Annotated in this window: 23 protein-coding genes; 11 read left to right on the top strand and 12 right to left on the bottom strand. The window is 49.0% G+C overall.

Annotated elements, in window-relative coordinates; translation table 11 throughout:
- The first annotated feature begins 517 nt into the window (after positions 1–517).
- The 9 genes from H6F94_RS17460 to H6F94_RS17420 are packed head-to-tail and all read left to right on the top strand — an operon-like array spanning position 518 to position 9,035.
- On the top strand, positions 518–1,414 hold the full coding sequence (locus tag H6F94_RS17460; protein ID WP_199320493.1) for a glycosyltransferase family 2 protein: 897 nt from the start codon (positions 518–520) through the stop codon (positions 1,412–1,414).
- 35 nt (positions 1,415–1,449) lie between these two features.
- Entirely contained in the window at positions 1,450–2,307 is an 858-nt protein-coding gene (gene rfbF / locus H6F94_RS17455) for a glucose-1-phosphate cytidylyltransferase (protein ID WP_190803512.1), read from the top strand.
- The gene (locus H6F94_RS17450; protein ID WP_190803511.1) at positions 2,231–3,334 is read left to right on the top strand and encodes an NAD-dependent epimerase/dehydratase family protein; all 1,104 of its coding nucleotides are present in this window, start codon (positions 2,231–2,233) and stop codon (positions 3,332–3,334) included. The genes rfbF and H6F94_RS17450 overlap by 77 nt, the downstream gene beginning before the upstream one ends.
- Complete coding sequence (locus H6F94_RS17445) at positions 3,264–4,541, top strand: class I SAM-dependent methyltransferase (protein ID WP_190803510.1); 1,278 nt, start codon at positions 3,264–3,266, stop codon at positions 4,539–4,541. Before H6F94_RS17450 ends, H6F94_RS17445 begins: the two co-directional genes overlap by 71 nt.
- Positions 4,538–5,128, top strand: a complete 591-nt coding sequence (gene rfbC, locus H6F94_RS17440) for a dTDP-4-dehydrorhamnose 3,5-epimerase (RefSeq protein WP_190803509.1) — start codon at positions 4,538–4,540, stop codon at positions 5,126–5,128. The genes H6F94_RS17445 and rfbC overlap by 4 nt, the downstream gene beginning before the upstream one ends.
- The gene (locus H6F94_RS17435) at positions 5,125–6,420 is read left to right on the top strand and encodes a glycosyltransferase family 4 protein (protein WP_190803508.1); all 1,296 of its coding nucleotides are present in this window, start codon (positions 5,125–5,127) and stop codon (positions 6,418–6,420) included. Before rfbC ends, H6F94_RS17435 begins: the two co-directional genes overlap by 4 nt.
- On the top strand, positions 6,417–7,409 hold the full coding sequence (locus tag H6F94_RS17430) for an acyltransferase family protein (protein ID WP_190803507.1): 993 nt from the start codon (positions 6,417–6,419) through the stop codon (positions 7,407–7,409). Before H6F94_RS17435 ends, H6F94_RS17430 begins: the two co-directional genes overlap by 4 nt.
- A 19-nt stretch (positions 7,410–7,428) precedes the next feature.
- A complete protein-coding gene (locus H6F94_RS17425; RefSeq protein WP_190803506.1) occupies positions 7,429–8,427 on the top strand; it encodes an acyltransferase family protein in 999 nt (332 codons plus the stop codon).
- Positions 8,424–9,035 (top strand): YdcF family protein, encoded by a 612-nt coding sequence (locus H6F94_RS17420; RefSeq protein ID WP_190803505.1) that lies wholly within the window; start codon positions 8,424–8,426, stop codon positions 9,033–9,035. The genes H6F94_RS17425 and H6F94_RS17420 overlap by 4 nt, the downstream gene beginning before the upstream one ends.
- A 66-nt stretch (positions 9,036–9,101) precedes the next feature.
- On the opposite strand, the gene H6F94_RS17415 is transcribed toward H6F94_RS17420, so the two are convergent.
- From H6F94_RS17415 to H6F94_RS17380, 8 genes are all read right to left on the bottom strand, one after another.
- Entirely contained in the window at positions 9,102–10,916 is a 1,815-nt protein-coding gene (locus tag H6F94_RS17415; RefSeq protein ID WP_190803504.1) for a M3 family oligoendopeptidase, read from the bottom strand.
- 167 nt (positions 10,917–11,083) lie between these two features.
- Positions 11,084–12,490, bottom strand: a complete 1,407-nt coding sequence (locus tag H6F94_RS33005; RefSeq protein WP_190803503.1) for a GDSL-type esterase/lipase family protein — start codon at positions 12,488–12,490, stop codon at positions 11,084–11,086.
- Entirely contained in the window at positions 12,444–13,436 is a 993-nt protein-coding gene (locus H6F94_RS17405; RefSeq protein ID WP_190803502.1) for a calcium-binding protein, read from the bottom strand. The genes H6F94_RS33005 and H6F94_RS17405 overlap by 47 nt, the downstream gene beginning before the upstream one ends.
- 173 nt (positions 13,437–13,609) lie before the next feature.
- Positions 13,610–13,909 carry a DUF3082 domain-containing protein gene (locus H6F94_RS17400; RefSeq protein WP_190803501.1) on the bottom strand — a complete coding sequence of 100 codons (300 nt, stop codon included), beginning with the start codon at positions 13,907–13,909 and terminating at the stop codon, positions 13,610–13,612.
- A 64-nt stretch (positions 13,910–13,973) separates the two neighbouring features.
- Complete coding sequence (locus H6F94_RS17395) at positions 13,974–14,903, bottom strand: ABC transporter permease (protein WP_190803500.1); 930 nt, start codon at positions 14,901–14,903, stop codon at positions 13,974–13,976.
- Positions 14,904–15,749, bottom strand: a complete 846-nt coding sequence (locus tag H6F94_RS17390) for an ABC transporter permease (RefSeq protein WP_190803499.1) — start codon at positions 15,747–15,749, stop codon at positions 14,904–14,906. It lies immediately after the preceding gene.
- A 9-nt stretch (positions 15,750–15,758) separates the two neighbouring features.
- Positions 15,759–16,700, bottom strand: a complete 942-nt coding sequence (locus H6F94_RS17385; RefSeq protein ID WP_190803498.1) for an acetamidase/formamidase family protein — start codon at positions 16,698–16,700, stop codon at positions 15,759–15,761.
- A complete protein-coding gene (locus H6F94_RS17380) occupies positions 16,687–18,204 on the bottom strand; it encodes an ABC transporter substrate-binding protein (protein ID WP_242041248.1) in 1,518 nt (505 codons plus the stop codon). Before H6F94_RS17380 ends, H6F94_RS17385 begins: the two co-directional genes overlap by 14 nt.
- A gap of 403 nt (positions 18,205–18,607) precedes the next feature.
- Here H6F94_RS17380 and H6F94_RS17375 point away from each other — a divergent pair, with 403 nt between their 5' ends.
- On the top strand, positions 18,608–20,431 hold the full coding sequence (locus H6F94_RS17375; protein ID WP_190803496.1) for an ABC transporter ATP-binding protein: 1,824 nt from the start codon (positions 18,608–18,610) through the stop codon (positions 20,429–20,431).
- Positions 20,432–20,679: 248 nt separating this feature from the next.
- On the opposite strand, the gene H6F94_RS17370 is transcribed toward H6F94_RS17375, so the two are convergent.
- Entirely contained in the window at positions 20,680–20,904 is a 225-nt protein-coding gene (locus H6F94_RS17370) for a hypothetical protein (RefSeq protein ID WP_190803495.1), read from the bottom strand.
- 582 nt (positions 20,905–21,486) lie between these two features.
- On the opposite strand from H6F94_RS17370, the gene H6F94_RS17365 reads away from it, so the two are divergent.
- Positions 21,487–21,924: a hypothetical protein gene (locus tag H6F94_RS17365; RefSeq protein WP_242041247.1), complete on the top strand. Its 438-nt coding sequence runs from the start codon at positions 21,487–21,489 to the stop codon at positions 21,922–21,924.
- A gap of 108 nt (positions 21,925–22,032) precedes the next feature.
- Here the strand turns inward: H6F94_RS17365 and H6F94_RS17360 are convergent, their stop codons facing one another.
- The 3 genes from H6F94_RS17360 to rbp all read right to left on the bottom strand — a co-directional run bounded on the left by H6F94_RS17360 (position 22,033) and on the right by rbp (position 23,297).
- Entirely contained in the window at positions 22,033–22,365 is a 333-nt protein-coding gene (locus tag H6F94_RS17360) for a hypothetical protein (protein ID WP_190803493.1), read from the bottom strand.
- 302 nt (positions 22,366–22,667) lie between these two features.
- A complete protein-coding gene (gene rpsU / locus H6F94_RS17355) occupies positions 22,668–22,847 on the bottom strand; it encodes a 30S ribosomal protein S21 (RefSeq protein WP_190803492.1) in 180 nt (59 codons plus the stop codon).
- A gap of 144 nt (positions 22,848–22,991) precedes the next feature.
- A complete protein-coding gene (gene rbp, locus H6F94_RS17350; protein ID WP_190803491.1) occupies positions 22,992–23,297 on the bottom strand; it encodes an RNA-binding regulator in 306 nt (101 codons plus the stop codon).
- Between the last annotated feature and the right edge of the window lie 24 nt (positions 23,298–23,321).

Genomic DNA, 23,321 nt, shown 5'->3' with positions numbered 1-23,321 from the left:
TTGAGCAGCCTGAGATAGGCAAGTTCAGGATCTCAACACCTTTTGTCAAGCTATTCTCTAGGTTAAAATCTTCGCCTTCGAGCGATGCTGAGACTGCTCAACATTCAGTCTCAATACCTCAGTTCTTCTAAATTTCTGTGGCTAGCCTGCAACTACTCGCTAGGGTGCTTTGACGTTGAAATTCGTCATTTGCACAGACTAGCTGTGTTCATCCCCGCAATACTAAACGAGCCATCATTCTCGGCTCCTTAGTTCTTAGCCTGCAACAAGCTGTGCTGGGGAAGTTTGATTTGCCTCCTATTTGCACCATTAGGTATAGGAATAGGCCGATAGATAGTAACTTTCTATCAGTTCTCTGGCATTCTCTAGCAGCCCTCGGTGAGATTTTAAGCTACTGAAAACAGCACCAAGTTTCAGCCAGCTTTAAGAAGAATTTGGGCCATCTCCAGCATTTACATCCTTAGTAGAAGAGGTAGGAATTCAAATGAGTTGCGGTAGACCTTGTGTTAGCCTTGGCATGCCTGTGTACAATGGTGAGCGCTATCTCAGGGAAGCTTTAGACGCGATCTTGGCTCAAACATTTCAGGATTTTGAGCTAGTTATTTCAGACAATGCATCAACGGATTCAACTGAGGCGATCTGTCGGGAATATACCGAAAAAGATCAACGAATTAAGTATTATCGTAGTGAACAAAATTTAGGCGCAGCCTGGAATTTTAACCGCTCATTCGAGTTGTCAAGCGGTGAATATTTCAAGTGGGTTGCTTACGATGACATTTGTGCGCCAGAGTATCTTGATCTCTGCGTTGAGGTTTTGAGGCGCGAGCCATCAGTCGTTCTTTGTTATCCCAGAGCGCATACGATTGACGAGAACGGCAAGTATCAAGGGGTTTACACCGAGAACCTAAATATTCGCTCTGACAAACCCCATGAGCGGTTCTATCAACTCCTAGAAACCTACGGTTGGTATCATGCAACTCAAGCCTTCGGTTTAATTCGTACCAGCGCTCTCAAGGAAACCCTGCTGCTGGGCAATTATCCTCACGCAGATCGAGTTCTACTGGCGGAACTAGCACTACGGGGCGAGTTTTTTGAAGTTCCTGAATATCTATTTTTGCGCCGAGTTCACAAGCAAAACTCTCAGAGGGCAAATGTGACTGATACAGCGCTAGCCAATTGGTTTGACCCTAAAAACAAAGGCAAAATTGTACTGCCGAGATGGCGACGTTATTTCGAATATTGCCGAGCTATTCAGCGCACTGAGCTTAACTTTCTGGAGCAAATGCGTTGCTACAAGCAGGTTTTGCAGCGCCTATTGATTTCGCCAGGAGTTCTCACCCGTTTAGGCGGTATGGTTGGGGATTTATCCCGTGCGATTAGTCTGCTGCCAAGGCTTTCATTCGGGCGGCAGTAGCGACAATTATTCACTTATTTTGGGAAAGTCACTGTATGAAAGTAGCCATACTTGCCGGAGGGCTAGGCACTCGCCTGTCTGAGGAAACTGAAGTCAAGCCCAAGCCAATGGTGGAAGTCGGGGGCCAGCCAATTCTCTGGCATATCATGAGGCACTACGCCCACTATGGTCTCAAAGACTTTGCTGTGGCTTTGGGCTACAAAGGCGAAGTCATCAAGAAATACATGGCCGATTATTGTTCGCTGAATAGTAATCTCACCATTAAGTTGCAAACAGGGGAAATTAAAACCCACGGTGGCTATCGCCCTGATTGGCAAATTGAGCTGGTGGACACCGGCATTCAAAGTATGACTGGGGGACGCATTAGACGGCTCGCCCCTCACCTAGGCAACGAAACCTTTATGCTGACCTACGGCGATGGGGTTTCAGATGTTAATTTGCAGGAGTTATTAGCTTTCCATCGCTCCCATGGCAAATTAGCGACTCTCACCGTCGTTCATCCTCCCACTCGTTTTGGCTATTTAGAAGTGCGGGGCAGTGGTCAGGTGATGGAGTTCTCTGAGAAACCCCAAACCCGTGAGGGTTGGATCAATGGCGGCTTCTTTGTACTAGAGCCAGAAGTATTCAACTACATCGATGGCGATGAAACAACCTGGGAGAAAGAGCCCCTAGAGCGACTTGCAGAAGATGGTCAACTAATGGCCTATCAACACACTTCTTTCTGGCAGTGCATGGATACTCTACGGGACAAGCGTGCCCTAGAAGCACTGTGGCAAAGCAACAAAGCACCATGGAAAATTTGGGAGGATGAACAGAATGCGACTATTGGTAACAGGACACCAGGGCTACATCGGCACAGCAATGGTACCTATGCTGTTGGCAGCAGGATATGAGGTTGTTGGGCTAGATAGTAACCTGTTTGAACTTTGCACCTTTGGTAACTCCGCTCCTGAGATCCCTCAAATCACTAAAGATCTTCGAGATGTTGAAGTTGAAGATCTAGAAGGTTTTGATGCAGTTCTGCACCTGGCCGGTTTATCTAATGATCCTCTGGGTAATTTGGATGCAAAACTCACTTACGAGATTAACCATCTAGCCTCAGTTCGTCTTGCTGAACTGGCAAAAGCAGCGGGGGTTCCACGCTTTCTGTTCTCGTCTTCCTGTAGCACCTATGGAGCAGCAGGCGAAGATAAAGTAACAGAGGAGGCTGAGTTCAATCCAGTCACTCCCTACGGTTATTCCAAAGTGCTGGTGGAGCAGGATGTCGCGAAGCTGGCTGACGATAGCTTCAGCCCCACCTTCCTACGCAATGCAACTGCCTATGGAGTATCGCCACGCCTGCGCTTTGATCTGGTACTCAACAATCTAGTAGCTTGGGCTGCGACTACAGGACGTGTCTATATCAAGAGTGATGGCTCTCCCTGGCGACCCATTGTTCATATTGAGGACATCACCAGAGCCTTTGTTGCAGTGCTGCAGGCCTCGCAGGAACTGGTACACAATCAGGCTTTTAACGTCGGCAGCAGTGAGGAAAACTACCAAATTCGAGATCTAGCTGAAATTGCGCGTGAAACAGTGCCAGGTTGCCAAATCGAATATGCCGAAGATGGTGGACCTGACAAGCGCTGCTATCGAGTAGATTTCAGCAAAATCTCACGGGTTTTGCCCAGCTTTCAACCGCAATGGAATGCGCGTTTGGGAGCAAAACAGTTATACGAGGCCTACCAGCAGGTTAGCCTCCGGGTTGAGGACTTCGAGGGACCGTACTACAAGCGCATTGATCACATCAAACAGCTGATCAGCACGAACCGGATTGATAATACCCTGCGTTGGAGGAGCTACGTCAGCTATGACCGCACTAACCGAAAAACTGCAAGAAGCGCAAGCTGTAACTACCCGGGGTTGCTGCCGCTTCTGTGAGACGCCGCTAAAGCACACGATGGTTGATCTGGGGATGTCGCCGCCCTGTAATAGCATTTTGAAGTTTGAGCAACTGAATGGGATGGAGCCGTTCTATCCCTTGCAGGTCTTTGTGTGCGATCAATGCTTGCTAGTTCAACTGTTGGAGTATGTGAGCCCTGGAGAGATTTTTAGCGACTACTCCTACTTCTCTTCCTACTCTGATTCCTGGCTACGCCACGCCAAAAATTACACTCAAGCCATGACTGAGCGCTTCCATTTAGATGCGCAGAGTCAGGTCATTGAACTTGCAAGTAACGATGGTTACCTGCTTCAATATTTTGTCGAGCAAGGAATCCCAGTTCTTGGAGTTGAGCCAGCCGCCAATGTGGCTGAGGTTGCGATTGGTAAGGGCATTCCAACTGTTATCAAGTTCTTTGGTCAAGAAACTGCGCAGGCCTTAGTTGCTGAAGGCAAACAAGCCGATCTATTGCTAGGCAATAATGTGCTGGCTCATGTGCCAAACTTAAATGACTTTGTGGCGGGGATGAAGGTTATCCTCAAGGCCCAAGGGGTCATTACCATGGAGTTTCCCCATCTGATGCGCTTGATGGCGGAGAACCAATTTGACACTATTTACCACGAGCATTTCTCCTATTTCTCGTTCACGACGGTCGAAAAAGTTTTCGCGCATCATGGCCTGACTCTTTTTGATGTAGAGGAATTGCCAACTCACGGTGGCTCTTTACGGATTTACGCTCGTCATGTGGAGAATGACACTTATCCCATTAGCCCACGAGTGAGCGAGTTGAAAGCCAGAGAAGCAGCCGCCAATCTGACCCAACTTCAGCACTATTTCGTCTTTGGTGAACAAGTTAGAGCAACCAAACGCAAATTACTCGATTTCCTGATCACAGCTAAACAGGCTGGAAAATCAGTGGTAGGCTATGGAGCCCCTGGCAAAGGCAACACGTTACTGAATTACTGTGGCATTTGGACTGATTTCGTAGACTACACCGTAGATCGCAGTCCTCATAAACAGGGACGATTCTTGCCAGGAACCCACATTCCCATTTGCCATCCTGACGAGATCCAACGAACTAAGCCGGACTATGTCCTGATTCTGCCCTGGAATTTAAAGGACGAGATTATGACGCAGATGTCTTACATCCGAGAATGGGGTGGGCAGTTTGTCGTTCCAATTCCTGAAGTACAAGTTTATCCGTGATCTTTACTGAAACTTCCCTCAAGCGGGCCTTCCTGATTGAGTTGGAGAAATTGCAGGATCAACGAGGTTTCTTTGCCCGTACCTGGTGTCAACGTGAATTTGCAGTGCATGGTCTCAACATCCAGCTAGCCCAATGCAGCATCTCTCACAACCAAAGACAGGCTACTTTGCGAGGAATGCACTATCAGATTTCTCCCTATGAGGAGACTAAATTAGTGCGTTGTCTCAAGGGCGCTATCTGTGATGTCATCATCGATTTGCGCCCAGGTTCCCCCACGTTTAAGCAGCACTACAGTGTGGTTCTTTCTGCTGAGAACTACAAAATGCTCTACATTCCAGAAGGCTTCGCCCACGGGTTTCAAACTCTAGAAGATGACACAGAAGTTTTCTACCAAATCTCGGAGTTCTATCATGCTGAGTCTGCTAGAGGCATCCGCTGGAATGATCCGGCCTTCAACATTAATTGGCCTTTAGAGGTCCAGGTCATCTCTGAGCGCGACCAGCAGTACCCAGACTTTGACAAGAACATAGACAGCTTCATTGGAAATACTAGGACTGACGTATTAGAGCCCCTTCAAGGAACATGAAAATAGCCTTCGTCCATCAACCGATCTTTTATGTTCCCATCACTCGGTCAATCTCAGTGCCTATGCTCACCCATGAGATTGCGCGACGGTTGGCCAAATCCCATGAGGTTCTGGTTTACGCAGCTGGTCGCGATTTTGAAAAGCGAGTTGTAAACGAAGAGGGTGTGCATTATCAGGGAATGCCCGTTGGCATTGATAAGTGGCTACTTAAAGCGCTCAAAGGCTGGCGAAAGCTCTCTGGTTTCAATGACCCAACCAAGCCTCCCTTTGGCTCTGACTTTTACTATCCCAACTACATTTGGCAGGTTGCCAAGGATCTTAAGGCGCAACAATGTGATGTTGTTCATATTCTCAATCTCTCTCAGGCTATTCCTGTCATTCGAGCCCTCAATCCTAATATCAAAATTGTTTTGCGCATGGGCATGGATTGGTTAACCTTGCTAGACCGAGCCATGGTCGAACGCCGCCTTCAACAGGTGGACTTAATTATTGGCTGCAGTGAATACCTAACTGAAGGTATCCGCAACCGTTTTCCTCAACTTGCTGATCGTTGCCAAACGGTACACAACGGTATTGCAGCTGAGGATTATCTGGGTATTAATCATGGACAGCGTTCTGCCCCAGGCAATGTCAAACGGCTTCTATTTACTGGTCGAGTTTCGCCAGAGAAGGGGGTCCATGTTCTACTCGACGCCTTTGAAAAGGTTGTCGAGCAATACCCTGAAGTCCAACTTGAAATTGTGGGCAAAGAGGCCATCTTACCTCTCAGCGAATTAATTCATTTGAGTGATAATCCTCAAGTCAAAGAGTTAGCAGACTTCTACCCTGGCAGCTATCTCGCCAATCTGAAAGGCCGGATCTCTCTCGAGGTAGCTAACAAGATTACCTTCACTGGTGGTGTACCTCACTCGAAACTAAATCATTATTTGCAAAATGCAGACATTTTTATCCATCCTTCGATTTTTGACGACCCTTTTCCCAATGCTGTGCTTGAGGCTATGGCCGCGGGATTACCAGTGATTGCCACCCGGACTGGCGGTATTGTCGAAAGCGTTGAGGATGGGAAAACAGGCCTTCTCGTAGAGCGCAGCAATGCTGAAATGTTGGCAGTGGCAATTTTGCGCCTGCTCTCAGATGAGCCTTTAAGGGCCAGTATGGCGCAAGCAAGCCAACAACGGGCACTCAGAGAATTTTCCTGGGAAAAAGTTGTTGAGACGCTGCTGTGTGAATATCAAAACCTATTACAACTGCCGAAGAACAGGCTAGTGCTTTGCGAGGAGGCCAAACTGTGAAATGGAAAGTTTTAGCAGGCCTGCGCTTCTTCTTGGCCTGGATTGTCGTTTCTGATCACACTAGATTCTTTATTCCTGGTGCTGATGGCAATCCTCTGTTTATATTTAGCAAACTGAATGCGATGGCCGCTGTTCTGGGTTTTCTGTTGATTTCTGGATATTCAATTGCTCATTCACTGATCAAGCAGCCGAAAGAGTTTTACCAGCGCCGAGTTTTAAGGATTTATCCTCTATATTTCTTCGCTGTTCTTGTTTCGCTCATCCCTTTTTGGATCTTGGGAGATACAATTCAGGTTCCTCGCCAGGAGTTTGTTCAACCTACGATTTGGACTGCTTTTGGAAATTTCTTGTTGTTGCAGGGTTTTGCGGTACGTACAATCCAAATCAATCCTGTCCTATGGACGTTGAGCATTGAGGTTTTATGTTACTTACTGGCACCAGTCTTTATTAAACTGAGCAGTAAGGTTCTCATTCTTTTGATTGGATTGTCGGCTTCGTTCTATCTTGCTTTTCCTTTTATCTATAATGCACTGTTTCCTACCACTCGCCTCCCCTTCTACACTAGTTTGCAATACGGCATAGCCTTTTGCTTGCTGCTTTGGGCTTGGCTTTTGGGCTTTTTGTATGCTCGTCAAAACGAAGCCACAGCTTTAAAAATCGCACTGATTGGCCTGGGCTGCCTGTTATTATTACTGAATCAGAATCATACTGGTAAAGCGGGCATCTTTACCTATGGCTTGAGTAGTGGAGTTCTAATCTTTGCTTCCCAAATTAAGCTCCCTAGTTTTTTGCTGAACAGCTTGAACTATCTGGGAAATATTTCATATCCACTGTACCTATTTCACGTCCCAACTTTAATTTTTTGCTACGCAGGATTAGGTATCAAGACGCCAGAAACACTTGCATTCATCGCTATTTTGGTCGCGATGCTGTTCTACCATGCTGTTGATATCCCTTTGCGGTCAAGACGAGTTGTGCTGCCAGCCTAGTGCCTTTTAGAGCGAAACCATGAATTGGCAAGTTATCACTGGCCTGCGCTTCCTATTAGCTTTTTTCATTATCTGTGAGCATCTAAAGCCTTTCATTGTAGATCCGGGGCATGATTTTTTCTACATGGCCCGGAAGCTCACGCCTCTTGGCAATGTTATCGGGGTAATTTTGATCTCTGGCTACTTGACTGCCTATTCCATCAAAAAAAATCCTGAGGGGTTCTACAAACGCCGCCTCCTTAGACTCTACCCTCTGTATTTCTGTGCAATCATCATTTCAGGGTTACCCTTTGCGCTTTTTGGTTCGCCCATTCACCTGCTCAATGGTGAATTGAAAGTTCAGGCTGATCTAGGCTCAACCTTAGGCTATCTCTTCTTCTTGCAAGGGTTTGTTGTTGGTCCCTTTTCCTCCAATGCCCCTCTATGGCCTCTAGGGGTTCTGCCAGTAACTTATGCCCTGACCCCTCTCTTCTCTAAATTGCCAAGCAAAATTCTGCTTAGCCTGATTGGCTGCTCCGCAGCTCTATATGTTGCAGTTCCCTATTTCTACCACTGGCTGTATCACGCAGAATTGCCGTACTACTCGTATCTGCGCTTTGGCTTGCCGTTCGGCTTATTCCTATGGGTTTGGCTACTGGGCTTCCTTTATTCTCGAGAACGGCACACATTATCGGCTAGAGTTCTATTGTTGTTCGGCTGTCTCATGTTGATTCTAAATCAACAGCGAACTGGTATAGTGGTTGTCGCCGTTTATGGGCTAACTTGTCTAGTTCTAATTTTTTCCTCTTCCATCCGACTGCCAAGCTTTTTGCTGAACTTTCTCGGCTATCTGGGCAATATCTCCTACCCTGTTTACTTATTTCACCTGCCAACTTTCTTGCTCTCTCATATTTTACTAGGAGTCAATCACTCGCTTACTTTACTATTTCTGGCCTTGTTAGTGGGTATGCTCTTCTACCATGCCGTTGATCTGCCATTACGTTCCAGAAGAGTTATAGTGCCAGAGACTAGTGGATGAACGAACATCACCAACCTCAGGCCTTAAAGCTAGTACCTAAGCTTATAGGCTTCCGCAAACGTTGGCATTGGCTAGGTGTGACTAGTTGCGCTGTACTAGCTCTGGCTAGTGTTATTCCTATTCGCTTAGCCATTGCTGCCCATCAAGCTCCCAAACCTGAAGCTGTGTTAGTTCTGGGGGGTGGCACTGGGCGAGAGGAATTTGCCGCTCAATTTGGCTTAAACCATCCCTCTCTAGACATTTGGGTTTCAGGCGGGCGCTATCCAGAAGGCCCCAAAATTTTTCGGCAGGCGGGTATTGACAAAAAGCGGGTACATTTCGACTGGTACGCCGTAGATACCATCAGCAACTTTACGCTTTCAGTGGATGATTTTGAACGTCGCCGTATTCAGCACTTGTACCTGATTACCTCCGAAGAGCACATGCCTCGAGCAAAAGTGATTGCAACCCTCATCTTGGGTAGCCGAGGCATTACCTTTACGCCTGTTACCATTCCTTCCAACCAAGCACCGGGTCCCTGGCTGTCAATTGGTCGCGATTCTGTTCGTGCCTTGTTTTGGATTGCAACAGGGCGAAGTGGAGCCGGTTTGACCCGGCTCCTCAAATAGCATTTAAGCCCTTCAACCCTACTTCTGGAGATTAGTTGCCGTCCCTCAACCCTTAAATCTCAGCCCTCAAATGTTGAACGCTGTCTCTAACTTATTGATCAGCCCCTCAACATAGCCAATGGCATCGGTGACAGTTGCAGCATCAGTGATATCGACATCAACGTAATGCTTGAGTGCTTCCACCTGATCCATTGCGCTACCAGCACCAAGCAGACCCAGGTAACCTGAAATAAAGTCTTGACCAGTGCGCAAATACTGCTGATAGCAGGCGAGGCTGACAATATTCGAGGCCGTGTATTGCCAACAATAGAAGGGTTTGAAGTAGATGTGTCCAATTCTGGCCCAATCATATTGATGCTCGGGCAACACTTCGACCGCTTCGCCACACAGCTCAGTGTACAAAGATTGCCATTGCTCATTGACAAAGCTGTGGTCAAAACTGCCCTGCTGAGCTTGTTCGTGCACCGCTAATTCCAAACGGCTAATCGTGCTCTGACGGAACAGCAAATTGAGCTGGTCTTCGAGCTGTCGGGTGAGCAATGTCCGAGTGAGCGCTGTATCCCCTTCGGCTTCGGCTTTTTTCAACAAATAGTCGAGCAGCAGCAGCTCGTTGAAAGTCGAAGCAATTTCTGCCAGAACCATCGGCGGATTGCTGTTGAAATAGCTTTGTTGCTGGCCGATCTCAGTGAAGTGCAGACCGTGTCCCATCTCATGTGCCAGCGTAAACAGCGAGTTGTAATCACTGGTGTAAGACAACAGCAAAAAGCTATTTTTGCCGTAAACTGGCCAGCAAAATGCTCCCCCTCGCTTGCCCGGACGCACCTTAGCATCCACCCAGTTTTGGATGAAAAACTCTTCGGCGCGGCGAGCGTAATCAGGACTGAATTGAGTCAACGCCGCCAATAGCGTGTTGACGCCTGAATCGTATTCAATCGGTTTTACAGACTCAGTTGCCCAGGGCGCATAAAGGTCGCAAGTTCGGATTGGCTGACCTAGAGTTTTGCCCTTGAGTTGGTAATAACGACGGAACAGATCTTGCCGAGCGTGGGTCCCTTCCATGACAGCTCGGAAAACAGCCTCTGGTGCTTCGTCAGCCAACAATTGCTTGTGCAGTGTAGACGGGTAGGCACGCTGTTGAGATTCGATGCGGTGATCTTGGCTCACCGTGTTGAGAATATAGCCGTAGAGCGGGTTGTGAGTTTTGATTACCTTGCGGATCGATTGATATGCCTGATAGCGCAACTCACGATTGGGCTGGAACGACAGGGCTCCCAACTCAGCTTCGGTGGAGCACTTGCCTTCGGGCGTTTCTACCGGCTCGTATTCTTGCTGGCCGAGATGAACTTCGCGCAGCTTAATGAAGGCTTGACGCCCGGTTAGATTCGCTTGATTGCGCGACTGCTCGACTTCTTCGCTGAGCTTGTGCGGACGAAACACCGCGCTGCGGTTGAGATAGTGCTGGTAGTTCTTGAGGCTTGGGTCAGCTTGCAAACGGGCAAACTGCGCTTCGGGCAAGTCTTGCAGTTCGAGTTCAAAAAACAGGAGTTGGTTCTCAACTTCTGTGAGCGCTTCCAATACCCGATCCTGCACTTGTTTCGCCAGTGTGTTGCGGGTGTCAGCAGCGAAAATCAGGCTGGGAAAAGCATAGAGCAGCCCAGAACGAGTCGAGAGATCTTCTAATTGCGCTAAGCAGGTAGCAACCTGGGCGGCATCTAGATTGGTTACTTTACCCCGAAATTGCTCGCGGAAGGCTAGAGCCTCCGCCTTCAACTGTTCTAGATCGCTATTGAGCTTGGGGTCTTCTAGATCCCGGTACAGATTGGAAAGATCCCATTCTGGGTTGAGGTTCTCGAGGATGGGGGCACTGGGAGACTGAACCATAACACCTTTGCGCTTATATTCTGCATCTGGTCTTAGTTGAGAACAAAAGCGCTGCCCTGCTCAGACCAGATGATCTGTACAACCGAGTTTTTATTTTAGTACGGGCAAATTTGGCGCGAGCTAAGGGCAGGGATGCTAACCAACAGAGTGTGGTTCAAGCAATGTTCTCAAGCGATGATCGAGAACGAGCTAGCACTCAGAGCAGGCGATCCACTCAGTAGGGCCAGCACCAGGGCTGATTCCGAGCCAACTCCATCACGGTCGAAGCTCAGGGTGCCAGTGCTGGTGTTGTACAGAAAATTGGCGCTAGTCCCCAAGGGATTTAAAGAAGGGCCACTGACGAAGACGCCGGTTGCCGAGGCACTGGTACTGAGCGCTATGCCTGCTACCAGACCGCCCCCAAAGCCAGAGGCAGAAATGCGCAACTGGTCACTAGCACTAAAGTCTGTGATTGTGTCAATGCCGCTATTGGGTCCGCGAAGAACGTAGCTATCTGCGCCACCGCTCCCTGTGAGAATGTCATGGCCTTGCCCCCCTTCTAGAACATTCGCGCCTGTATTGCCAACCAGAATATCGTTGAAGGCTGAGCCCACCACGTTTTCAATGCTGGTTAACGTATTTTGATCTTCACCGAGATTGAGAATGACATTGTGCCAGGTATTGGCGATCTTGTTGTAGCCATTTTCATTAAAGTGAATTGCGTCCTCCAAGAAATCACTGGAACTCAGCGATGGGAAGATGTCAACGAAAGTTACCTTTTTGTTTTGGTCAACTTTGGTCTGCACAATGCCAGGAATTGTGGCATTGAAAGCCTGTACCTGTTGTTGATCTTGGGCTGAGCGTGCAATCGGTGGAATCGAGCTGACTAGGAGCTGAACACCTGGCAATCTGTTGGTAATTTGGTCAATCAGATTGCTCAGACGATTGGGTGCATTACCTAAATTGAGGTCCTGCAAAACGTCATTGGTGCCGATCATTAACAGGGCAACATTGGGTTGATAGGTATTCAACCAACCGTTGACAGAGCCTGTAATTTCCCCAATCGTCCAACCCCCGTGGCCCTCATGGTCTGGGTCAGTGTTAACGGGACCTCGGGACTGGGAGCCGACAAAATCAAGGCTGAAGCCATCGCCCAAGAGCAGGTTCCATAAATCATCCCGATAGCCAGCAATATCGGCATCTTTGCCACGGGTGTTGGAATCGCCCAAAGGCATAATTTTGAGCGGGTTGCTAGGCGAGTTTTGCAGCCTTTGACGAGTAATACCTGTCTCTAAATTGGCAATGACGCCACTGGTTGCTTCTGCATAAGTAACAGTGTCATTGCCTGCCCCACCATCAAAGCTATCCCTACCACCTTTACCATTTAAGAAGTCATCGCCAGCGCCCCCCAATAGCAGGTTGTTACTAGAGGTACCCACCAGCGTATTATTCAGATTGTTGCCGCTGCCATTGAGGTTGCCAAGGCCAATCAGGATCAAATTTTCTAGATTGGCTCCCAGGCTAGAGCTAGCAGTCGAGCGAACCGTATCAATCCCCTCGCCTGGCTGGCAATTCGGTAACGGTGTCGCTGCCATCTACTAGGTAAGTGTCATTACCCGCACCACCATTGAGGCTGTCACTCCCGCCACTGCCATCCAAGAAGTTGTCGCCAGCGTTGCCGGTAATCTCGTTATTTAACTCATTACCGATGCCGCTTAAGTTACCAGGCCCAATCAAAATTAGGTTTTCGAGATTGGCACCTAGACTCAAGCTGGCGGTCGAGCGAACGATGTCAATACCGGCTCCAGGTAACTCGGTAACTGTATCATCGGCATCAACAATGTAGGTATCGTTGCCAACCCCACCACTGAGGCTATCGCTACTGCCACCTCCATCTAAGAAGTTGTCGCCAGCATTGCCAATGATTGTGTTATTTAGGGCATTGCCAATGCCATTAATTGAGGCTGTTCCCAGCAGGGTTAAATTCTCTAGACTGGCGCCCAAAACCCAACCGACAAAAGCTTGAACCGTGTCGATACCAGAATCGATCACCTCAATAGCTTGGTCATTAGGATTCTCGACAATGTAGGTGTCATTGCCGCTGCCACCATACAGTTTGTCTATTCCGCCGCCACCGATGAGAGTATCATCACCCCAAACGCCAGACAGAATGTTATTGGCGGCGTTGCCAATGATTACATTATTCAGTTCGTTGCCTGTGCCATCGATGGCATTGGTGCCGAGCAGGGTTAAATTTTCTGAATTAGACCTTAATGTCCAATGAATAGGAGCGCGAACAGTGTCAATGCCAGCATTAATATTCTCGTTGGTTTGATCCCGAAAGTTATCGACAATGTAGGTATCGTCACCGGCCCCGCCCAACAGTGTGTCGATGCCAGAACCGCCATTGAGAACATCGTTGCCAGCACCCCCAAATATCTTGTCGTTGCCGCCGCCGCCATTGAGGATGTTATCGCCAGCATTTCCAGCGATCACGTTGTTCAATCTATTGCCAATGCCTTGGGTCGAGCCAGTTCCCAATAGGGTTAAGTTCTCGACATTAGCCCCTAAAGTCCAGTTAACATAAGAGCGAACGGTATCGTTACCGGCGTTAAACTCTTCAATAACTTGATCGTTAGGATTGAGTCTCAGGGTCTATGAGCCAAAAGGCTTACAAACCACTCGGGTTGCGAACTGACCCCAAATAATCAGGTTCAGGAATTGGTCTTGGGTAATAGAAGTTGCTGTATCGTCCAGGCCAGAACGCCCAGGGCCACTACGCCGAAGATCACTGACCCCATGATGCAGAAGCCCAACAGGAAGGTGCGGACGGCTGAAGCAACATTGGCCGCAGTGGCGTTACCTTGAGGCAGGGGAGTGGTGCCCAATTTCTGCGCAATTGAAGCAGCTAAGAAGCCAAGTCCCACGGAGATACCAGCTGTCACGCTCACTCCAACCAGGGTTTGCAGGGGTTTGATGGTTGAGGTGCTGGGGGCAGAAGTTGGATCAGACATGGCGATCTCCCAAGGCCGGGATCTTATTGTAATACGGTTCAATTGAGCTGCTACAGAGGCAGCCTCAGCGCAACTGAATGCGAGGATCAATCCAGGGCATTACCAGATCGGCAATGAGATTCCCCAACAGAATGCCTACTGCCGCCACAACCACCACGCCTGTAATAATCGGAATATCAACCACTTGAATCGCTTGCCAGGCCAGTTGACCCAGACCTGGCCAGCCGAACACACTCTCAACTACCACCGCACCGGCTGCAAATACGCCGACATCCAAGCCAATCATGGCAACAATTGGGGGAATCGCATTGCGCAAGGCATGTTTGAAGATCACACGCCGCTCCGATGCACCTTTAGCCCAGGCTGTACGGATATAGCCCTGGCGTAGGACATTGACCAATGAAGAGCGCATCATGCGTGAGTACCAGCCGCCTCCGGTTAGGCCCAGAGTCAAGGCAGGCAGCACTAGATGTCTCCAAGTACCATAGCCACCCAGAGGAAACCAACCTAACTGATAGGCAAACAGGTAGAGCAAAATGAGACCAACTACAAATTGAGGCGCAGAAACACCTACAAACGAGGCAACCATGACTAGGCGGTCGACGCCGCTGTCTCGCCGTAGGGCCGCATAAATGCCCGCGCTTAAACCGATCAGCAACTCGAAGACAATCGCACCAGCCATTAATAACAACGTGGCTGGCAGACGGCTCATCACTAGTTCAGTCACTTCGGTGCGTTGAATGTAGGAACGGCCTAGATCTCCCTGCAATAAGCGCAGCAAATAGTGCCAGTACTGGAGCAGTAGAGGTTGATCTAGACCCAATTGTCGACGGATTGACTCTACTGTTTCTGCCGTGGCACTACGTCCAGCAATCATGCGAACAGGGTCGGCAGGAATGAGGAAGGTGAGCAGAAATGTGATCAAACTAATGCCAACCAGCACAAAGACTGCCTGCAATAATCGCTGTGCCAAATACTCCCAATACTGCTTCATCTAACGGCCTCGCTCAGTCGGATCCAACGCATCACGAACCCCATCACCCAGAACATTAAAAGCCAGTGCCAAAAGCACAATGGAAAATCCTGGAAAGAACACCAACCAGGGTGCGGTTTGCAAAAAAGATTGGCTTTCGTTGATGATGCCGCCCCAAGACGCTAGAGGCGGCTGCACCCCCACCCCTAAAAACGAGAGTGTTGCCTCTTGTAAGACCGTTGTAGAAATGCCCAATGTGCCCCAAATCAGCATGGTTGGGATTAGATGGGGCACTAGGTGCCAGGCCAGCAATTGCCATGAATTGGTGCCTAAGCCACGAGCCGCTTGGATGTACTCTTGTTCAACCAACGAGGTGACCTGGGTATAGATCACACGGGCGATTTGGACCCAGTTCACCAAAGCAATCACCAGTGCCACAATCCACAGGCTAGGCCGCAAAATTGCTGCCAGAGCAATGGCTAACAACAGAGCCGGAAAGGCCATCATCAAGTCAGTGAAGCGCATAATGGCTCCGCCGATCGGCCCGCGCCAAAAACCTGCCAGCGTGCCTAGTAGCGTACCTAGTAGCACGGCTATAGAGTTCGCAATTAGGCCAATCAATAAGGAGGCGCGTGAACCGAAAATCAAGCGAGATAACAAGTCCCGCCCTAGGAGATCAGTCCCCAGCCAATACTTCGGGCTGGGTGATAGTGGCGCTCCCTGTAAACTCAACCCATCAAAAAATTGCTCGGTTGGATCGTAAGGTGCCAGCAGGGGAGCCGCAATGGCAACCAGACTGAAAAGTAGAACCAACAGAGCCGCTGCCACTGCTAATTTGTCCCGTTGGAATCGTTGCCAAAAGGTCATGTTGGCAGTCTACTCAAACACAACCTTTGGAAAATAACAGGACACAACCCAATTGGGCATATCCACAACTTCACTGATGCGCAGATCCGCACAAACGCTACAGAGCATGTAAGCTTCAGCGGCATCCATTTGATGGGCTTTGCCTAACCAATCGATCATGCCACTGACCGCCTCGCGGGCTCCGATCATCAAGTCGGGACTGATACCGGTGGTGACGTAGTAGCCCTTGCGATCTAAGTGATTCGTTACGGGTGTGCTGGTTTCAAAATGGGGGAACTTGAGATTGGCCCCCTTCACTAAATCAATGGTGAATGCGGCACCCATAGGACTCTCGATCGCAGTTCCACAGACTTCCCCATCGCCCTGAGCCGCGTGAGTGTCACCGATTGAGAGCAGCCCCCCTGCCACTTCTACTGGCAAATACAGGATTGACCCCACAGCGAGATCGCGGATGTCCAGGTTACCACCGACTCGGCGCGGTGGCACAACACTGTGCAATCCAGGCTCCGCTAGGGCGAGACCAATGGTGCCTGCAAAAGGCTTAAGTGGAACTCGTCCACCCGGTCCATAGGCCGCAGGGGTCAAAGCTTGAGAGTCATAGCGCCAAATATGAAGGGCGGCTTCAGGAAACTGGTCTGCGAGCAAACCAAAGCCTGGAATAATCGCCGTCCAGCCCCAGCCGGAGGGCTGAAAGTGCTGTACCGTCAACTTGACCGCATCGCCGGGTTCCGCACCTTCAATGTATATGGGTCCGGTGACTGGATTCGTCCGGCTAAAGTCGAAGGCTAGGACATCCGCCACAGTTGAATCAGGGGTGAGCTGGCCACTGGAGGCATCTTGAATGTCTAGCTCAACGGTCTCACCAGGAGCCACAGTTAGGATCGGCGGCAAGGAGCGATCCCAACCGTAGTGATGGTGGCCTGCGTGGATCGTGTGGTTAGTTTTCTGCATAGATGTAGTCGTAATTAAATGGGGTGCGCACTGGGTCGATCCACACGTTGCCAGGACCCGCTAATTTAGCCGAGTGAACGTTAAACCGCTGTTCGTTGAAAATAGGCACCCAGGGAGCGTCATCCATCACTTTCGTGAAAATCTGCTTATACATTTCAGCGCGAGCTTCTGCCTGTTCCGGTTTGACCATGGCATCTGCCTGTTTGGCCATTGCATCCAAAGATTCGTTGCAATACCAGGCCCAATTCCAGCTGCCTGGACCAACAGAGGTACAGGATAAAATTGGCCAGTAGAAATTGGATGGATCCGGAAAATCGGCGATCCAGGCCATGCCACCCGACCAAATTAGGGGTGCACCCTGCTTCTCTCCTCCGGCTGCAATGACCGTCGATTGCGCCTGGGTTTTAAGCTCGGCTTTGATGCCAACGGCGGCTAGATCCTGTTGGATGGCCTGAGCAATCCGGGGATTGGGATCAGTATTGTTAGCGAACAACTGGGTACTGAAGCCATTGGCAAAGCCTGCTTCGGCTAGTAGGGCTTTGGCTTTCTGAGGATTGTACTCGTAGCCTTTGTAAGCCGGGTCGTAACCAGGCATGATCGGTGGTAGAACTTGGGTCGCTACTTTAGCCCGACCATTGATAATTTGAATGACGCGCTCTTTGTTGATCGCCATGTTCAGTGCTTGACGCACCTTCACATTGTCAAACGGTTTGATTTGAGTGTTAATCGCCACATAACCTGTTTGCATCTGAACATCATTGGCAAACAGGTCTTTGTTCTTGGGATTACTGGTGAAATCGACAAAGCGTGAAGGCGGTAGGCCATCACCAAGAGCATCAACTTCGCCTCGCTCTAAACGCAAGAGCGCCACGGTGGGTTCCTGGCCGATTTCAAAGGTAATTTGATCGAGCTTGGGTACACAGGCTAGATGGTAAGTGGCATTACGTTCGAAAACAAGTTGTTTGCCTAAATCCCACTTCGCCAGTTTGTAGGGGCCGGTACCAACCGGATGTTTACCGAAATCTTCGCCGTATTTCTCAACTTCTTCTTTGGGGACGACTGCCGAGAAGTTAATCGCCATCAAGTGAAGAAAAGCAGCATTGGGCTGACTCAGTTCAACGCTGACTGTGCTTGGGTCAACAACTTTGACGCCGCTGACTTCCTTGGCTTTGCCATCGACAAATTCTTTAAAACCTTTGATATCTGTATAGAACCCCTGACCTGGGCTTTTCGTTTTGGGGTCCAACATCCGCTCGATGGAATACTTCACATCCTCAGCGGTCATCGCACGCCCATTGTGAAACTTGATATCAGAGCGTAGTTTGAACGTGTAAATCTTCCCGTCTTCAGAAATAGTGTAACTCTCTGCCAAATCTGGTCTGAGCTTGGTCGTTCCCGGCTCATAATCGAGTAGACGGCCAAACAGGCTTTTGATCATTGACCAGTTTTGCCAGTCGTAGCCAATCGCTGGGTCGAGGGTAGAGACATCGTCCTTCCAGGTCATGACCATGCTGCCGCCCACATTTGTGCATTGGTTACTCGCACTTTCCGCGTTTGCAGGGGTAGCCGGTTGAGGGTTGGAGGCGGAAGAATTACAGCTTTGCAGAGCAAGAACCAAAGCCAGTGCAAGAGTTGGGATAAGACCCTGCCCTATCCTCACGTTCACGCGTTTCACAATAGATACTTCGAACACAGTAGGCACTATCTTGCCAGAGTAGAAGCAGCAAATGGTATTAAAGACTACAGTTTTTCCTTTCACAAAACTGTTTGCTGAGCAGGCTGAAGCAGGTCTTGCAAAATCAAGCTGAAGCCTTTTGAGTGGCAATTCAAAAGTTACTAAAGCAGCGCCCGAAAATGACAAGCCCCGCTAAACTAGCCATTAGTTTTGAACGAGATATCTCAGCAGCATGAGCGGTTCTGTTCTGGATGTTCGTCATTTGTCCGTTGAGTTTTTAACGGAAACCGAGACAGTTCGTGCCGTTCAAGATTTGTCATTTAGTCTGGCACTTGGCGAAACCTTGGGCATTGTCGGTGAATCTGGCTCTGGCAAATCAACTGCCGCTCTTGCTCTTCTAGGACTGCTGCCTAAATCGGCTCGTGTTACCGGCGAGATTCTATTTCGATCGGCCCGTTCAAGTTCACCTGAGCCGGTCAATCTTTTGGCCTTCTCCAATCAGGCAATGCGCCTTTATCGAGGCGGCCAGATCTCAATGGTGTTTCAGGAACCACTTACTTCCTTGAACCCGGTTTACACCTGTGGTTCTCAAGTGATTGAGGCGATTCAGTTACACGAAACTATATCGTACCGAGAAGCTCAGGCTCGAACGGTTGCTCTATTCGAAGAAGTCAAGCTGCCCAATCCCAGGGCAATTATGAACCGTTACCCCCATGAATTATCAGGGGGACAAATTCAGCGTGTGATGATTGCAATGGCTCTGAGTGGCAATCCAGCCTTGCTCATCGCGGATGAACCGACAACAGCGTTAGATGTCACCGTGCAGGCCACGATCTTGCAGTTGCTCCAAGAGGTGCAGGAGCGACGCGGTATGTCTATTCTGTTTATCACTCACGACTTGGGAGTAGTTGCTCAGATTGCCGATTCGGTTGCCGTTATGTATCAAGGCAAACAGGTCGAGTACGATTCTGCCGAGCAAATTTTTACCAAGCCGCAGCATCCCTACACCACTGGACTTCTCAATTGCCGGCCCCAACTGCAGCCACGTCTGGATTACTTGCCCACTGTTGCCGATTTCATGGAAGTGGTTACTTCAACCAGTGGCGAGCCCATGCTCCAAGCCAGGGTTGGCGTCGCAGCGCCACCGGTAGTCAGCCAAACTGAGCTGGATCAACGCTTGACCAGATTGCAGCAGCAAGCCCCTCTCTTGTCCGTGCAGAATCTGCAAGTCTTCTTTCCAATCCGAGCTTGGCTGGGACGAACTGCTCGTTACACCGCAGCCGTCAATGGTGTTTCTTTCGAAATTCATCCAGGCGAAACCTTGGGTTTGGTGGGGGAATCAGGGTGTGGCAAAACTACATTGGGGCGAGCTTTGTTGCGGCTGATCGAACCCAGCGGGGGCCAAGTTATTTTCGATAATCAAAATCTAACAACACTCAAGGCTCAGCCACTTCGAGCTTTACGACGGCATCTACAAATGATCTTTCAGGATCCATTTGGTTCCCTAGATTCACGCATGGCGATTGGCGATGCTGTGATCGAGCCTATGCGCATCCATGCCATTGAAGCTGGGGAGCGCCAGCGCCGAGGACGAGCCGCCTATTTGCTAGAGCGTGTGGGTTTAAACCCAGACTTAATGCGTCGTTATCCCCATGAGCTATCGGGTGGTCAGCGCCAGCGCGTCTGTATTGCCCGAGCCTTGGCTGTTAGTCCCAAATTCATCATCTGTGATGAATCTGTCTCAGCCCTAGATGTCTCTGTCCAGGCTCAGGTTTTAAATCTGCTCAAGGAATTGCAGAGCGAGTTTCAGCTCACTTACCTGTTCATTTCCCACGATCTCAGCGTAGTGAAATTTATGAGCGACCGCATTATGGTGATGAACCGGGGCAAAATTGAAGAAATCGGCCCTGCTGAAACGATCTTTAAAGCACCTGCCCAGGATTACACGCGCAAGCTCATTCAAGCGACGCCAGAAGTGCATTTAGATCATATTCAAGCCAGGCAACTACGACGGCAGCAGCAGTCAGCCCAGTACACAAATTCCACTGGTAGCTAATCCCAATGAACCTCAGTGGATGTTTCGAGTTAGTAATTGTATTTTAAGATTCCAGACTTAAAAAGAGCAAGATGCTCAAGCTTAAGCACTCAATCTAAAAGGATAACTCTGCCAAGACAGATAATTTGCTTAGCAGAGAATAACCGAATAAAGTGTGACACTATGAGCAAAGCTTTTTAGCCAGTCTACAGGCTCTAAGCATCTGCCCATAGTGCGCACTCAATCCTAAATCTACGACCGCAGCCTGCTTAGGCTTGGACAGCCGCCTGAGCTACTTCAGCCTCAGCCGTTGCCTTCCAGCCTTTGGGCATGCGGAGAGCATCGGGATCAACATACTGGCAACTAGACTCATCGATACAAATCAAAGCCCAACCGTTCTGGTCAATATCCATCAGCATGTAGGATGCTTCAAGGATGAAATACCCTTGATGGTTGCGGGTCTCAGGCTTAACGCGAACGTTATCAGAAATCATTGATTTTGCTCCTATCTGAAAACTAAGTGATTTAGAGGTTCGCCTGAGTTATCGCTCTAACTCAAACAACTGAATTTAGTAAATCGGGCTTCTAAAAGTAACTGCTGACCCCATCATAATACCGATAGAATTGGCATCCCATTTAAAGAGCCAGGAGCTAGAGCGGAAAGGAATGGAGCAGTTTTAGATCGAGAAAGTCTTTGACAGACTTGAGCCTTGATCTGAGTATAGCTGGTTTATGAGAGGCCGTTGCATTTAGTAAGTATACGAATTCTTTCGCAAGCTCCAAAGTCCTTGGCATGTATGATTCCGAGCTTTTGTTGAGAGTTGTTACCCTACTCGATTAGGTTATTTTTGTCAGCTGGTAAAGCCCTAAAACAGAAGGGCTAGGTTAATGAACGCTGAGATAAGAACCCGAAAACCCCGAAAAACAAGCTATTCTAGAGGTGTTCGCTGAGCTGCGCGAGTTCTGGCGAGTCTTATCTAAGAGGCAAATTGACTGTGACCCCAGAAGCAATCCGGACTGTTGTCGGTCTCAGGCGCGAGTTCTACAATCTCTTTACAACCGCCATGAAGACGCCGGTGACTTTGACTGGCAACTCTCAAACGGGGGATTCTTATATTGCAACCTGGTTAGATGATAAGCAGCAATTGAATTATGTGCGTATTCAGGCCCATTCTGCGCCTGATGAATTAATCCCTGAACGTCCGTTTCTACTGCGGGTCAGCGTGAACAGGGGCATTGGCATTGCGCCACGTGCAACTTGGGGCAAAGAGTGTCAAGGTTTGAATCGAGATTGGCATCTTGAATTGACGGTTCTTCCAGAAGAAATTCTTGATTTTCTCCCTTGGATAGTCAGCTTTGTTAAAACTCACAGTAGTGACAATGCAACTACTTGGGCTCAAGAGCCACCCCATCCCTTCGACTTTCAACGAGTAGCAGATACTCTTTTATTAAGCGAAGCTTGGACACGCAAAGCTTCACAGTTAAAATCCGCCTGTTTAGCTTCGTTAAGCTAAACAGCGGAATGCCAGAAAAACTTGCCTAATTGATATAGCTAAAAACTCTAAACCTTAAGAATGCCAAATCTCCTTGTATACTTTGCTTGGAGATTTGGTCCAATAAGGTTAAGCTTCTGTTGGTAATGGAGCAAGTTTTGCCCACTCAATTCTGTCTACTTTGCCAGTATCTAGATAGCGAACTCTAGCACCGTTATAAAAAAAACCTTGGGGATCATATCGAGTATCACCATGCTTTTCTTCGTCATAAGTCCATCTGTCTAAAAGCACAACCTTGCGACCATTCTTCTGGCCTTTAGACTTTATAATGTATTGAGTGCCTATATCTAAGCTAGTGAAGGCATAACTGCCCTGCCCTCCGGTCGCTGTCCAGGTAGCTCCCTTCGACTTTTGCTCTTCACCCCAAGTGGGCGCGAAGGATCTGCTATGGCTATTATTCATCAGGCTTATTTCTACCAGGTGCTATAAGAGACTAAATCGACATCAGGAGCGATCGGCGTACAGTCTTCTCTCTAGGGGATGCATCGAGCCTAAGGCGACTGGCAGGCCAAGCAATTAGATTTGCTTAAGCCTGCCAAGCGGTTATTAGGGTTACAAAGAATCGTGCCTTTTAGGATCCTTCTTTTCTTTCTTAATCTCTGGATCCTTTTTGCTTTTCTTGGCCTCTTTGCTGCCTTTCCGCTTTTCGTTCGACATTGACATCCTTACTATTGCTAAGTTAATCGCTGACCCAAGAGCTCCGCTTAGCGCATCCGCCGCTTACGTCTTCTGGCAATAGCTTTGCGTTTGCGCTTTTCAAGAGGAGTCTCAAATTGACGCTGACGCTTTATGTCTGAAAAAATGCCTGCATTGAGGACTTTTCGCTTAAATCGACGCAGGGCCGACTCAATTCCTTCATTTTCGCCTACAGAGATTTGAGTCATTCTGTCTGCTCCTGAATTCGGGTGAACAGTGATGGCAACCGAAGCGAGCTTATCTTCGGTTGCCAACGCTTAAGGGAGGCAGGGAATTCTAAGCTAGACCCTACCTTTGATCAGGATAAACCGGCTGAAAAATGCCGCTAATTCCTAGTAACGGCGACCACCGGAGAAGTTTCCGCCGTAGCCACCGCCACCGCCGCCACCCCGAGACTCGCGAGGCTTCGCTTTGTTAACTTTCAGGCTACGCCCCATCCACTCTGCTCCGTCTAGAGCAGAAATGGCAGCCTCCTCATTAGCCTCGTCTTCCATTTCTACAAAACCAAAGCCCCGTAGGCGACCGGTCTCCCGGTCAGTCGGAAGCTGAACTCGCTTGACTTTCCCGTACTCAGTAAAAACTTCAGTCAAATCTGCTTCCGTAACATCGTAGGAAAGGTTACCAACGTAGAGACTCATTCAGGATTTCTCCAATCTAAATTA

This window comes from Leptolyngbya sp. FACHB-261 (genome assembly GCF_014696065.1).
Classification (GTDB): Bacteria; Cyanobacteriota; Cyanobacteriia; order FACHB-261; family FACHB-261; genus FACHB-261.
This window is presented reverse-complemented; position numbering and strand designations above follow the sequence as displayed.

What these genes read in the sequence shown, in the direction of transcription:
- H6F94_RS17460 (WP_199320493.1), top strand. Translation starts at nt 518, where the DNA reads ATGCCTGTGTACAATGGTGAGCGCTATCTCAGGGAAGCTTTAGACGCG.
- rfbF (WP_190803512.1), top strand. Translation starts at nt 1,450, where the DNA reads ATGAAAGTAGCCATACTTGCCGGAGGGCTAGGCACTCGCCTGTCTGAG.
- H6F94_RS17450 (WP_190803511.1), top strand. Translation starts at nt 2,231, where the DNA reads ATGCGACTATTGGTAACAGGACACCAGGGCTACATCGGCACAGCAATG.
- H6F94_RS17445 (WP_190803510.1), top strand. Translation starts at nt 3,264, where the DNA reads ATGACCGCACTAACCGAAAAACTGCAAGAAGCGCAAGCTGTAACTACC.
- H6F94_RS17435 (WP_190803508.1), top strand. Translation starts at nt 5,125, where the DNA reads ATGAAAATAGCCTTCGTCCATCAACCGATCTTTTATGTTCCCATCACT.
- H6F94_RS17425 (WP_190803506.1), top strand. Translation starts at nt 7,429, where the DNA reads ATGAATTGGCAAGTTATCACTGGCCTGCGCTTCCTATTAGCTTTTTTC.
- H6F94_RS17420 (WP_190803505.1), top strand. Translation starts at nt 8,424, where the DNA reads ATGAACGAACATCACCAACCTCAGGCCTTAAAGCTAGTACCTAAGCTT.
- H6F94_RS17415 (WP_190803504.1), bottom strand. Translation starts at nt 10,916, where the DNA reads ATGGTTCAGTCTCCCAGTGCCCCCATCCTCGAGAACCTCAACCCAGAA.
- H6F94_RS33005 (WP_190803503.1), bottom strand. Translation starts at nt 12,490, where the DNA reads ATGGCAGCGACACCGTTACCGAATTGCCAGCCAGGCGAGGGGATTGAT.
- H6F94_RS17400 (WP_190803501.1), bottom strand. Translation starts at nt 13,909, where the DNA reads ATGTCTGATCCAACTTCTGCCCCCAGCACCTCAACCATCAAACCCCTG.
- H6F94_RS17395 (WP_190803500.1), bottom strand. Translation starts at nt 14,903, where the DNA reads ATGAAGCAGTATTGGGAGTATTTGGCACAGCGATTATTGCAGGCAGTC.
- H6F94_RS17390 (WP_190803499.1), bottom strand. Translation starts at nt 15,749, where the DNA reads ATGACCTTTTGGCAACGATTCCAACGGGACAAATTAGCAGTGGCAGCG.
- H6F94_RS17385 (WP_190803498.1), bottom strand. Translation starts at nt 16,700, where the DNA reads ATGCAGAAAACTAACCACACGATCCACGCAGGCCACCATCACTACGGT.
- H6F94_RS17380 (WP_242041248.1), bottom strand. Translation starts at nt 18,204, where the DNA reads ATGACCTGGAAGGACGATGTCTCTACCCTCGACCCAGCGATTGGCTAC.
- H6F94_RS17375 (WP_190803496.1), top strand. Translation starts at nt 18,608, where the DNA reads ATGAGCGGTTCTGTTCTGGATGTTCGTCATTTGTCCGTTGAGTTTTTA.
- H6F94_RS17370 (WP_190803495.1), bottom strand. Translation starts at nt 20,904, where the DNA reads ATGATTTCTGATAACGTTCGCGTTAAGCCTGAGACCCGCAACCATCAA.
- H6F94_RS17360 (WP_190803493.1), bottom strand. Translation starts at nt 22,365, where the DNA reads ATGAATAATAGCCATAGCAGATCCTTCGCGCCCACTTGGGGTGAAGAG.
- rpsU (WP_190803492.1), bottom strand. Translation starts at nt 22,847, where the DNA reads ATGACTCAAATCTCTGTAGGCGAAAATGAAGGAATTGAGTCGGCCCTG.
- rbp (WP_190803491.1), bottom strand. Translation starts at nt 23,297, where the DNA reads ATGAGTCTCTACGTTGGTAACCTTTCCTACGATGTTACGGAAGCAGAT.